Raw genomic sequence first — 12422 nt, 5'->3', positions numbered from 1 at the left:
CAATGCAGTCAGAGGATCCTGACGGCAGGCGATTTGAGCGATCAAGATCGGGTTCTTTGCCGCAAACTGATCCCAAAGAAACCTGGAGATTCTCTCCGTGACGCAAGCTCTCTCCTCTCTCGCCCGCCTCACGCTGCGTCAACTGCGCCAGATGGCCAGCGATCTTGGAGTGACCCTCTACAGCCGGAAGAGCAAGGAAGACCTCGTCAGTGCAATCGCCGAGAAGCAAGAGCGCCGCGGCGGCGACCTCAGAGCAATCGAAGCCGAACTGAATGCCCCCTCTCGCCCGGAAGCGAACACACGGGTGGTTTTCCTACCTCGCGATCCCCAGTGGGCCTACGTCTTCTGGGAAATCGCCGATCGGGATCGCAAGCGCGCTCAGGCCGATGGCGCTGGCCATCTGAGCCTGCGTCTTGCTGACGTGACCGGCATTCAAGACGGAACCTCTCATCCCCACACCCTCCAGGAAGTGCCCGTCGATAGCCACAGCACCGAGTGGTACTTGCCGGTGCCCCTCTGCGATCGCGATTACCGCGTGGAGCTCGGTTATCGCTGCGGCAGCAATTGGATCTCCCTGGCGTTCTCCTCGGTGGCCCGGGTTCCTGCCCTGCACCCCAGTGATCAGATCCTCGACCAGTTCGTGCCCTTCAGCCTGGATGCCTCCCCTGTTGCACCTGCCCCTGCAACCAACATCGAAACCAGCGACAGCGGGCTGCACGAAAGGCTTTACCAGAGCGCTACGACCCACTTCCGCAGCCGTCGCGTGGGCTCCGAAGTTCTGCATGAGCAGGATTCCATGGGTGCCGACCGTTTCGGACTCAATGATTCCGGCGCTGGCCTCTGGGCCAGCGGTCGCAACGAATCCGGTCTCGGTGGCGTCGCTCCCCGCCAGCGGTCCTTCTGGCTTGTGGCCGACGCCGAGCTGATCGTCTACGGCGCCACCGATCCCTCCGCTCGCCTCACCATCGGCGGCGAGGACGTGCCCCTCTCCAGCGACGGCACCTTCAGGATCCAGGTGCCCTTCCGCGATGGGCAGCAGGTGTATGCGATCGAAGCGACCGCTGCCGATGGTGAGCAGAAGCGCAACATCACCCTCAACTTCGAGCGCGTCACCCCTGAAGACAACAGCAATCCAGCCAGCGAAGCCAAAGCTGAGTGGTTCTGATCCTGTGGGGATGAAATCAACCCCAGCCCTGCGCTGGTTCGTGGCCATCACTCCCCTGGCGGGGGCGATGGTCTTTCCAATTGTTGTTCCCTTGACCATGGCCCGCGTTGGCATCGGCGCGGGCGTCGGGGTGGCGCTTGCCCTGAGCAGCCTCTGGTTCGTCACAATGCTGCGCACCTCCGAGATGCCCCACTGAAGCGATCCCGGCGGGGGAATCCTCCCTTCTGGGAAGTTGTTTCGTCATGAGATCCCTGGGGAGAGATCGATGCCAAGGCTGGATGAGGGGCCTGGGGATCATCTGGTTAGCTCTGGTCTCGGCCAGCTGCAGTCAACAGGGTCAATTGCTCGGCCAGGCACCAGCAGAACCGCCACTGCCGGAAGCCATCCAAGTGGCCTTCAACCATCGGGACGGCAACCGCTACCTCAGCCCGCTGACAGGCCAGTGGCGCAACGGTGACAACCTGGAGCAGCTGGTGATCGAAGCCATCGCAGCGGCCCAGGAGGAGATCCTCGTGGCCGTGCAGGAGATCTCTCTGCCGGCGATCGCCACCGCACTGTCGCAGGCCCGCGAACGTGGGGTGGTGGTGCAGGTGGTACTCGAGAACACCTACAGCACGCCATGGAGCGAGCAGCACTTAGCCGACCTGCCACCCCATGGCCGTCAGCGACTCGAACAACTGCAGGCCTTGGCCGATCGCAACGGCGATGGTCTGCTGAGCGATTCGGAGCGCCTCGATGGCGATGCCGTAGCGCTGCTCCAGCGGGCCGGTGTGCCCTTGATCGATGACACCGAAGATGGCAGCAAAGGAAGCGGCCTGATGCACCACAAGTTTGTGGTGATCGACCGGCGCCTGGTGGTAACCGGCAGTGCCAACTTCACCAGCTCTGGGATGCATGGGGATGCGGGTGCTGCAAGCAGCCGCGGCAACGTGAACCACCTCCTAACAATCGAGAGCCCTGAGCTGGCGGCAGTCTTTGCGACCGAATTCGCCCGGATGTGGGGCGATGGCCCTGGCGGTCACCAGGACAGCCGCTTTGGGCGCGGCAAAGACAGCGGTGTTGTGGAGACGGTGCAGGTGGGCGACACCCGGATCGGTGTGCTGTTTACGCCGCATTCAAAATCGGATCCCAACCACGGCCTGCGGCTGATCGGGGATCAACTGGTAACAGCACAGCGGAGCATCGATATGGCCCTGTTCGTGTTCTCCGCGCAGGAACTGGCGGATGTGCTGCGGGAACGAGTGGAGCAGGCGGTTGAAGTGCGACTGCTGGCGGATCCAGGCTTTGCCAGCCGCTCGTTTTCCGAGGTTCTGGATCTCTTGGGCGTGTCCCTGCCCGATCGGTTCTGCAAACTGGAAGCAGGAAACCGGCCGTTTGAGACAGCACTGCAGGGAGTCGGCAGCCCACGCCTCGCCCGCGGCGACAAGCTGCACCACAAGTTCGCTGTGATCGATAGCAAGACCGTGATCACAGGATCCTTCAACTGGTCACCGTCGGCTGCCCATCAGAACGACGAAACCCTGCTGGTGATTCACTCACCCGAACTGGCAGCGCATTTCACCCGAGAGATCGACCGGATGTGGCGAGGAGCAGAACTGGGCATCCCCGAACGCATGCGCCGCAAACTCGAACGGCAACGACAAAGGTGCGGGAGTGGAAATCATTGACAGCCGAAATAAAATCGATTCCCAGTTTGTGACGCAATAAGCGATACAGATTTGCTTCGGCTCCCGAATGCAAATCTGCTGTTTTGCAATGGTGCTCCGACGGGCCGCTAATGCGGGGTCATCCGTGCAGAAATGCCATGCAAATCCGATGCCGAGGTCATTTTCTGATCCTGATCTGGCGCTCTGGCGGAGAGAACAGCTGGATTCACACCCTGCTGATCGACTGGCTCCATCCACTTCGAAGCCGGCATCTGCAACTGGGCTGAACCCAAGCCCCATGCCATGAAAGAGAGCAAAATTGCGTAATGACATCGATCGCATGTGGCGGGGCGCCCAGCTGGGCATCACCGAACGCATGCGGCGCAAGCTGGAACGACAGCAAGCGCGATGCGGCAGCTGCGAGCAGCGGGAGTGAGGGGGGCTTCGGGATACTGCAGCCACCGCCTCGTGCCGTTGCCTTGACCATTCTCCAGCGCGCCAGTCAGCTCGCCCAACGTGGCGAATGGGCCCAGGCGGAGGCGCTCTGCCGTGAGGCGCTCGCCAGCGGTGCCGACACCGCCGCGGCCCTGGCCCTGCTCGGCGCCATCCAACACGCCAGCGGGCGCCACCAAGAGGCGATCACCACCCTGCAACAAGCGCTGCAGCTGAACCCCGGCAATGCCCTCGCCCTGGGGAACCTTGGCGCCGCCCAACAGGAGCTGGGCCATACCGACGCGGCGATCCACTCCTTACAGCAGGCCCTGAAGCTCCGGCCCGATTTCGCGATCGCCCACACCAACCTCGGCTTCTGCCTGCAGAGCCGCGGCGATCACGAGGCGGCGATTCCCTGCTTCGCGCGCAGCCTCCGGCTCCGGCCCGGCAATCTCCGGGTGCTGCAGGGGCTGGGTTGGTCTCAGCTGCAGGCCGGCCATCCCGATGCGGCGATCGACACGCTGCAGCAGGTGCTCGCCCAGGCGCCAGACGCTGCCGACATCCGGCTGATCCTCGCCAGCGCCCAGCGGGAAGCCCGGCACATCCAGGCCGCCGATCAGAACTTCCGGCGCTGCGCCACAGGACCCCATGCAACGGCCGCCGTTGTGGCAGCAAGCCTGGAGCATTTCACCGTGACGCGCCAATCCAACACCTTGGAGCAGCTGCTCAACAGCAGAGCTCAGGGCGTCAACGATCCAGTCGCGCAGGTGTATGCAGCAGCCCTGGCCCTGCAACGCCAGCAGTTCTCCGATGCCCGAGCCCTCAGCGAACGGCTCAACAGCGACGCGATCACCGCCCTGCCGCCCACCGCCCGGATCCGCCACTGGAGCACTCGCGCCTGGCTGGACGATCACAGCGGCCACATCGATGCCGCCATGGAGGCGTTCCTGGCGGCCCAGCAGGATCCGGCCTATGAGCCTCTCGATCCAGAAGCCCAACCCCGGCGCATCGCTGCCTACCGCCAGCTCGCCGAGCAACTCGCCCAGCGTCGCCTCCCCCCAGGCCAAGCCGCAGCCGCAATGGATCCGGGCCGGGAGTCCCAGCGCCGGCCGCCGGTGTTTCTGATGGGCTTCCCCCGCTCCGGCACCACCCTGCTCGACACCATCCTGCGCTCCCATCCCGCCATCGATGTAGCGGAGGAGAAGCCGGGGATCGCCGCTCTGGAAATCCACCTGCAGGAGACAAGGGGGTGGTCGATCGACCAATTCGCCCGTCTGAACCACCAGGACGTGCAGGAACTGCAGCAGCTCTATTGGCAATGCATGGCCCCCTTCTGGGACACCTCACAGCCGGTGCTGATCGACAAACTGCCGCTGCACATCTGCGCCGTGCCCCTGATCCAGGCCGTGTTCCCCGACGCCACCTTTCTGCTGGCGATCCGCAACCCGCGCGACACGGTGCTCTCCTGCCTGCAACAGACCTTTGCCGCCAACGACGCCATGCTGCACCTGCGATCCCTTCCCGAGGCAGCCCGCTTCTACGACCTGGTGATGGCGTCCTGGCTGCACATGCAACGTCAACTCGATCCGGCGGTGCAGGTGATCCGCTATGAGGATCTGATCGCCGACCTACCAGCGACGATCCAACCCGTTCTCGACCGCCTCAACCTGCCCTGGGACGAGCGGCTGATCGCCTTTCAACGCACCGCCAGAGAACGGGACCTGATCAACACCCCATCCGCTGCCCAGGTGGTGCAACCGCTCTACAGCAGCGCCATCAACAAATGGCGCCGTTACCGCCACCACTTGAAACCCTGTGACCGCTTCCTCGCCCCCTGGCTCGATCACTGGGGTTATGGGTTTGAATGAGGCAGATCGCAAGACACCCGTTGCAGCTGCGCGCGCCATCCCTGCTGATCGGCCTGTTGCTGGTGGCCCCCCAGGCGCTGGCGGCGATGGAGCTGGTGAAGGTGGAGTATGTGCCGTTTCCCAGCAAAGACGAACTGCGCACCATCCAGCTGAAGGCCTTCGACTGCTCCAGAGAGAACACCGCTGAGTCCTGCGAACGCACCCGCGCCCTCGCCGATCCTCTGATGGATCATCCGCGCCTTCCCGCCGCCTGCAAGGACGCGATCTGGGATCTACTCCAAACAGCGAAACCAGCTGCAAGCAACGGCTTTCAACGCCGCGACAGCATCGACAAGCCGGCCCGCCGCCTCACCGTCGTCTGCGCCGATCCAGTGAAACCCAAGCCCACGGGGCCGAAGCCTGGCAGCCTCACTCCCAGTCAAACGTGAAGCGCTGGCCAGGCAGCAACCGGCCCACCTCCTCACGAATCTCCTGCATCATCTGAACGCTGATCAGCGGATGCGCCTTCAGTTCGCGCACCATCTCCTGCACATTCTCCGGGGTGAGCCCGTGACTTGAGACCATCGAATCAAGACGCTCCCTGAACGCTTTCAGCACAAGCAACTGCTCCTCACTGAGAGGCTCTGCATTGGGGTGATCAATCTTCATGGCTCTCCCGGCAAGCAGCTCCATCCGCTGCTTGTTGAAAGGTAGCTGCGACAACTGGTTGCCCTCAACACTCTTCAGGGCCGGGATCGTGTTTACGTTCCGCATAGAGACGCCGTCCCTCCGATGACCACCTCGGCCCCCGCGGAACCAACCCAGCGCCAGGTGCGCCTCGAGACCCCCTTCAGCGACCAAAAGCCCGGAACCTCCGGCCTGCGCAAGAGCAGCCAGCAGTTTGAGCAGCCTCACTATCTGGAGAGCTTCATCGAAGCTGTGTTACGCACCCTGCCAGGCGTTCAGGGGGGAACGCTTGTTGTGGGTGGCGACGGCCGTTACGGCAATCGCCGAGCCATCGATGTGATCCTGCGCATGGGGGCCGCCCACGGCCTGAGTCGGGTGATCCTCACCACCGGGGGAATTCTTTCGACACCGGCCGCTTCCAACCTGATCCGCAAGCGCCAGGCGATCGGCGGCATCATCCTGTCGGCCAGCCACAACCCAGGCGGCCCAGATGGTGACTTCGGAGTCAAGGTGAATGGCGCGAACGGTGGTCCCACCCCCGCCTCCTTCACCGACGCGGTGTTCGAATGCAGCAAAACCCTCGAGCAGTATTCACTGGTTGATGCCCCAGCGATCCCGCTGGATGCCCCTGGGAAGCACGCGATCGGCGCCATGAACGTGGAGGTGATCGATGGCGTCGACGATTTCGTTGAGCTGATGCAGCAGCTCTTTGACTTCGATCGCATCGGTGCTCTGATCCGCAGCGATTTCCCCCTGGCCTTTGACGCGATGCACGCCGTCACTGGGCCTTACGCACAGCGTTTACTCGAAGGCTTGCTCGGAGCCCCCGCTGGGAGCGTGCGCAATGGGACTCCACTTGAGGATTTCGGGGGCGGACATCCCGACCCAAATCTCACCTACGCGCACGACTTAGCCGATCTCCTGCTCAAAGGCGACGCCTATCGCTTTGGAGCAGCCTGTGATGGAGACGGCGATCGCAACATGATCCTCGGCCAGCGCTGCTTCGTGAACCCCAGCGACAGCCTGGCAGTGCTTACAGCCAATGCAAGCGTGGCTCCCGCCTATGCGGCCGGCCTGGCCGGGGTCGCCCGTTCGATGCCCACCAGTTGCGCCGTGGATGTGGTGGCCAAGGAGCTAGGAATCGACTGCTACGAAACCCCAACAGGCTGGAAGTTCTTCGGCAATCTCCTGGATGCCGGGCGGATCACCCTCTGCGGCGAGGAAAGTTTCGGCACCGGCAGCAATCATGTGCGCGAGAAGGACGGACTCTGGGCGGTGCTCTTCTGGCTGCAGATCCTGGCGGAACGTCGTTGCAGCGTGGCCGAGATCATGGCCAGCCACTGGGGACGTTTCGGGCGTCACTACTACTCCCGCCATGACTACGAAGCCGTGGCAAGCGAGGCCGCTCACGGTCTCTATGACCGCCTCGAGGACATGCTGCCCAACCTGGCAGGTCAATCCTTCGCCGGCCGGAGCATCAGCGTCGCTGACAACTTCAGCTACACCGATCCAATCGATGGCTCGGTCACCGGAGGGCAGGGCCTGCGCATCCTTCTAGAGGACGGCAGCCGCGTCGTCGTGCGCCTCTCCGGCACTGGCACGAAAGGCGCCACCATCCGGGTCTATTTGGAAAGCTATGTACCCAGCAGCGGCGATCTACAACAGGATCCCCAGGTCGCCCTGGCCGAGATGATCAACAGCATCAATGCCCTTGCAGAGATCCAGCAGCGCACTGGCATGGATCGCCCGACAGTGATCACCTAAACAGCCTGATCACCTAAACAGCCTGATCACCTATACGACTAACGGCGCCGATTGCGGCTCTTTCGCCCATGGCGATAGAGCGGATCGGTGGCCTCTTGCTGAAGCTGTCGGGTCGTTTCAATCGCAAACCCACCCAGGCCTCCGCAGAGAACGATTATCAAATAGAAGAGCCGTAGTCGAGTGATGTCGACCTGCACAGGGGTGTTGTCGATCAACACCTTCATGAAATAGGCAATCAAAGCGCCGATGGCACAACCAATGGCGATGGCCACCAGCACACGGGCACCACTAAATGGTTGGTTGGGATCGACTTCCTGGCGCTTCATGATCCGACCTGGATCTGTGCAGGCGGCTGCTGCTTACCCTCAGCCTCACCAATGAGCGACTTCATCACCACATAAAACACGGGCACCACCAGCGTCGAGAGGAACGTGGCCACGAGCAATCCTCCGAACACGACAAGACCAAGGGACGATTGGCTCTGAGCACCAGCTCCACTGGCCAGCATGAGGGGAAGGAAGCCCGTCAGTGAAGAAATTGCTGTCATCAGAATTGGCCTGAGTCGGGATTTGGCGGCAAAGCGCGCCGCATCCATAGCCGAAGCCCCCTCGCCCATCTGCTGATTCGCAAGGTCCACGATCAGAATCGCGTTTCCGCCGGCAAGACCGATCAGCATCACGAGGCCCACCTGGGCATAGATATTGAGCACTTGCCCGGCAGCACCGAGAAAAACGAGAGCACCGAGCAAGGCGGTGGGAACGGTTAGCAAAATAATGATGGGGTCGGTATAGCTCTCGTATTGGGCCGACAGCACAAGAAACACAGCGAGGATGCCAAGGGCGAAGATCACCACCGCCAACGCGCCTGCTTTCACCTCCTCTCTGGAGATGCCGGTCCAATCGAAACCGAGGCCCTGGGCATTCTGCTCGGTGAATATTGTCTTCATCGCTGTGATCGCCTGACCGGAGCTCTTACCTTCGGCAGGCGTGCCCTCGATTTTGATCGAGCGATAAAGATTGAAGTGAGGGATCACACTCGGACCACTCGTCGGCGTGACCGTAAAGAACTCAGACAGGGAAATCTGCTCTCCCTGACTGTTGCTCACGTAGATCGACTTCAGCTGTTCGGGAGTGGCGCGATTTGCAGCCTCGGACTGCACATACACCCGACGGACGCGTCCCTCCTGGAAGGTGTCATTGACATAAGCCCCACCAAAATTGACACTGAAGGTCTGCATAGCGGAGCCGAAATCCACACCGAGTGACGCAAGCTTTTCACGATCGACCTTGATCTCGATCTGAGGAGACTCGGGGGAAAACAGCGTGTAAACGCGATTCAGAATCGGGTTGGCGTTGGCAGCCTGGATGATCCTTCCAGCAGCTCCAAAGAATTCATTGAGGGTATAGGCACCGCTGCTCTGATCAAGCAACTGGAATTCGAAGCCTCCGCCGGCCCCATAGCCCGGAATCGAAGGAGGCTCCACCACAAACACCCTTGCCCCGTCCACAGCCATGAGCAGCTTTTTGTTGAGGCGCTCAACGATGGCAGCGACGCTGTGCTCATGACCAGGACGATCATCCCAATGCTTGGTGCCAAAGAAGAACAAACCTTTATTCGGAGCGTTTCCATCCAGACTGGCGCCACTGAACAAGGCTGCAGAGGCAATGTCCTCTTCCGTACGCAGAACCGCGGCAACCTCGCGATTGATCGCCAGCGTTGTCTCATTAGAAACCCCGTCAGGAGCCTGTACAAAACCGATGGCGTAGCCCTGGTCTTCGATCGGAACAAAGCCTCCGGGGATTCGCGTGAAAGCAAATCCAGTGAGCAGAATTCCTGCGGCCAGAGCCGCCATCACCAGAGGACGCGCCTGGAGAACCTTCTCGAGGAAATCCGAATAACGGCGTTCAAATGCAGCATAAAAACGATTGAACTGGCTGAAGATCAACGGCACGAACCAGCCCACCACCACACCGATCAGAGGCCAGAACAAGACGGGAATCCAATCGGTCACCCCCACCACAACGAGTCCGACCACTGCACCGCCGATGGCCGTTGGGAGACGCAGGGGCAGGCCGGTGATTTTCATGGCAATGAAGCCAACCAGAGCACCAACGACCGTTGGAACAAGCACCATCGCCGCTCCATTGCCGGCACTAAGAAGCCCATAGACAAATCCAAGGGCAACGCCAGCGACGGCATATTGCTGACGACTTAACTCCTTGGTTTCGCGGGAGAGCAACAGGGCCGAGAGCATCGGCGAGAAGGTCAGCGCGTTGAACGTGGAGATAGCAATCGAAAAGAGAATCGTGGCCGCAAACTGCTTGTAGATCGTGCCAGTGGCACCGGGGAAAAAGAGCACCGGCAGAAATACCGCCATCTTCACCAGTGACGTGGCGATCACAGCGCCAAACAGTTCATCCATGGTCGCGATTGCGGCCTGGACAGCGGAGAGACCTTCAGCCTTCTTGGCCGATGTGTCCTCCACCACTGTGATCGCATCGTCCACCACAAGACCGGTGGCCAGCACCAGACCAAAGAGGGTGAGCTGGTTGAGCGAGAAGCCGAAGGCCAGCACCAGAGCAAAGGTGCCGATCAGAGCCACAGGGATGGCGATCGCAGGCACCAGAGTGGCCTTCCAGTTCTGCAGGAACAGGAAGAGGATTAAGACCACCAGAATCACCGCATCCCGCAGCGAGTTGGTCACACCTTTGATCGATTGATTGATGAAGTCAGTGGTGTCATAGATCTTCTGCGTCTCCATACCCACAGGGAGGGACTCTTCAAAGGCGGCAATCACGTCCTTCACGCCATTGGACACCTCAATCGCATTGCTGCCAGAGAGTTGATAAACGGCGACACCAACCGAGGGAGTGCCCTTGAGATCCATCGCATCAATGCCATAGGTCTCTCCACCAAGACTGACGCGGCCCACATCCCTCAGCTTCACGAGGCCACCGTCATCGGTGGTCTTCAGCACGATGTTTTCAAATTCACGTTCAGTGGTTAGACGCCCCTGAAGCTGCACGGTGAAAGTGAACTCCTGACCCTTCGGTGCCGGAGCACCACCAACCTTGCCGGCGGGCACAAGCCTGTTCTGACTTTGAAGCTGCCTGACGACATCTGAAGATGTCAGCCCATTGGCGGCAAGCCTGTCGGGATCAAGCCAGAGCCGGAAAGCGATCTTGCGATTACCGAAATAGGTGACCTCGCCAACACCAGGAACTCGCTTGATATTGTCAGTAAGGTTTTTATCGAGATAACCACTGATTGTTTCAACGCTGTATTCGATTTTCTGAGGGTCTGCATTAACAAAATTGTAAACAAGAAGAATCGAATTCGAAGCCTTGTTAACGGTCACGCCGGCCTTTCGAACTTCTTCAGGCAACTGGGGCTCAGCAAGTGCAACCCTGTTTTGCACATTCACCTGATTGATATTGCCGTCGGTGCCACTGTTGAACGAAACAGAGATAGAACTAACGCCATCAGAAGAGCTGTTGGAAGTGATGAAATCCATCTCCTCCACACCGTTAATCTGCTGCTCGAGAACGGTGGTGACCCCCTGCTCCACCGAAACGGCATCGGCACCCACATAGGTGGCTGAAACTTTCACCGTGGGAGGAGCAATATCCGGAAGGTTCTCGATCGGAAGAATCGGAATCGCAATCAGACCAACGATCACGATTAAGAGACTGCAAACCGTACTCAGAACCGGTCGCGTGATGAAGTTATTCGAAGCAGACATACTTCAGCTCAATTCTTAGAGGCGGGAGATTGGGGTGACTTGGCAGCACCAACCTTGACGGGCATACCGTGCTTGAGATTGAGCAGATTGGTCGTGATGACCTTCTGATTGAGGCTCAGACCCCGGCTGATCGGATAACGGTTGTTCTGCAGTTCTCCAACCGTGACAGGGGTCTGCAGAGCGAACTGAGTATTCGCAGGCAGCTTGCCCATCTCGATGCCTTTGCTGATCCTGGCGAGATCGGCCTTACCAGGATTGGCCTTGAGCTCCGAGAAGGTTCCGACCCGATACACAAAGCTCTGACCTGAGCTCTGGGTCACCGCAGCAAAGGGCACCGAAAGCTGTTGCTTCGCCTGGAGCTGCACGCGGGTTCGCAGACGTTGACCATTGCGCAGCTGGCCATCCTCATTGGGGAACACTGCAATCGCTAGCAGCGCCTGGGTCCCCGGTGTGACCTGGGGATCAATCGAATCGATCTTGCCGGTGGCGATGACCTTGCCGCTCCCCGGAGCACTCAGAAGCACGGGTTGCCCAAGGGCCAAGCGATCACCGAAGACGGCGGGAACCTCCACACGAGCCTCAAGGGTGTTGTTCTGAACAAGGCTTGTGAACACTTCCCCCTGGCGGATCACATCACCCACCTTCACGAGCACATCAGCGACCGATCCAGCCATCGGCGAGCGCAGATTGCTGTAAGAAAGGTCAGCTTCCTTGGCGATCACCGCCTCCCTGGAGGCGACATATTGGGCCTTGTATTCATCCCGCTGGAGGGCCGAGGCCGCCCCCTGAGGCACCAGAAACTCGAAGCGCTCCCAGTTGAGTTTGTCCTTCTGGGCCTGGGCCTTCAGATTGGCTAGCTCCGCCCGGATCTGAGCCTGATCAAGAACGACCAGGAGTTGACCAGGTTTGACCGTGTCACCTTGGGTGATCTTCAGCCCAAGGATGCGGCCCGAAGCCTGCGCCGCCAACTGAACGAGGTTGGAGGCTTCCAGGGTGCTGACTGTGTCGATGTCGTCGGTAAAACGCGCTTCCTGCACCGGCGCCAACTGAACCGACACCGGCGGACGCTGGGGGGCTGGCTTACCGCAGGCAGCAAGCATGAACCCCAAGGCCACCGGGGGCGCCAGTCGACGGGAAAG

At 60.5% G+C, this 12422-nt stretch carries 10 protein-coding genes; 6 read left to right on the top strand and 4 right to left on the bottom strand.

The window, feature by feature from the left end; all coding sequences use genetic code 11:
• Window positions 1-97 precede the first annotated feature (97 nt).
• The 5 genes from CWE17_RS09575 to CWE17_RS09555 all read left to right on the top strand — a co-directional run bounded on the left by CWE17_RS09575 (window position 98) and on the right by CWE17_RS09555 (window position 5539).
• Window positions 98-1165, top strand: a complete 1068-nt coding sequence (locus tag CWE17_RS09575) for a DUF4912 domain-containing protein (protein WP_131456641.1) — start codon at window positions 98-100, stop codon at window positions 1163-1165.
• Window positions 1166-1175: 10 nt separating this feature from the next.
• The gene (locus CWE17_RS09570) at window positions 1176-1361 is read left to right on the top strand and encodes a hypothetical protein (RefSeq protein WP_131456639.1); all 186 of its coding nucleotides are present in this window, start codon (window positions 1176-1178) and stop codon (window positions 1359-1361) included.
• 82 nt (window positions 1362-1443) lie between these two features.
• Window positions 1444-2832, top strand: coding sequence for a phosphatidylserine/phosphatidylglycerophosphate/cardiolipin synthase family protein (locus CWE17_RS09565; protein WP_131456637.1), 1389 nt, complete (start codon window positions 1444-1446; stop codon window positions 2830-2832).
• 458 nt (window positions 2833-3290) lie between these two features.
• Window positions 3291-5111: a sulfotransferase gene (locus CWE17_RS09560; RefSeq protein WP_161971429.1), complete on the top strand. Its 1821-nt coding sequence runs from the start codon at window positions 3291-3293 to the stop codon at window positions 5109-5111.
• Window positions 5112-5131: 20 nt separating this feature from the next.
• Window positions 5132-5539, top strand: coding sequence for a hypothetical protein (locus CWE17_RS09555; protein WP_370318301.1), 408 nt, complete (start codon window positions 5132-5134; stop codon window positions 5537-5539).
• Here the strand turns inward: CWE17_RS09555 and CWE17_RS09550 are convergent.
• Window positions 5520-5864 carry a hypothetical protein gene (locus CWE17_RS09550; RefSeq protein WP_240789359.1) on the bottom strand — a complete coding sequence of 115 codons (345 nt, stop codon included), beginning with the start codon at window positions 5862-5864 and terminating at the stop codon, window positions 5520-5522. The genes CWE17_RS09555 and CWE17_RS09550 overlap by 20 nt on opposite strands.
• 18 nt (window positions 5865-5882) lie before the next feature.
• Between CWE17_RS09550 and CWE17_RS09545 the strand changes: the two genes are divergently transcribed.
• Entirely contained in the window at window positions 5883-7541 is a 1659-nt protein-coding gene (locus CWE17_RS09545; protein WP_131456631.1) for an alpha-D-glucose phosphate-specific phosphoglucomutase, read from the top strand.
• A 38-nt stretch (window positions 7542-7579) separates the two neighbouring features.
• Here CWE17_RS09545 and CWE17_RS09540 read toward each other — a convergent pair whose 3' ends face one another.
• From CWE17_RS09540 to CWE17_RS09530, 3 genes are read right to left on the bottom strand one after another with little or no spacing between them, the layout of a single operon-like run.
• Entirely contained in the window at window positions 7580-7867 is a 288-nt protein-coding gene (locus tag CWE17_RS09540; RefSeq protein WP_131456629.1) for a hypothetical protein, read from the bottom strand.
• Window positions 7864-11283: an efflux RND transporter permease subunit gene (locus CWE17_RS09535; RefSeq protein ID WP_131456627.1), complete on the bottom strand. Its 3420-nt coding sequence runs from the start codon at window positions 11281-11283 to the stop codon at window positions 7864-7866. Before CWE17_RS09535 ends, CWE17_RS09540 begins: the two co-directional genes overlap by 4 nt.
• Window positions 11284-11291: 8 nt before the next feature.
• The gene (locus tag CWE17_RS09530) at window positions 11292-12383 is read right to left on the bottom strand and encodes an efflux RND transporter periplasmic adaptor subunit (RefSeq protein WP_131457076.1); all 1092 of its coding nucleotides are present in this window, start codon (window positions 12381-12383) and stop codon (window positions 11292-11294) included.
• Window positions 12384-12422 lie beyond the last annotated feature (39 nt).

Source organism: Synechococcus sp. BS56D (genome assembly GCF_004332405.1).
Taxonomy (GTDB): domain Bacteria; phylum Cyanobacteriota; class Cyanobacteriia; order PCC-6307; family Cyanobiaceae; genus Synechococcus_C.
Note: the sequence above shows the minus strand (reverse complement) of the source record. Positions and strands in the feature narration are given on the sequence as shown.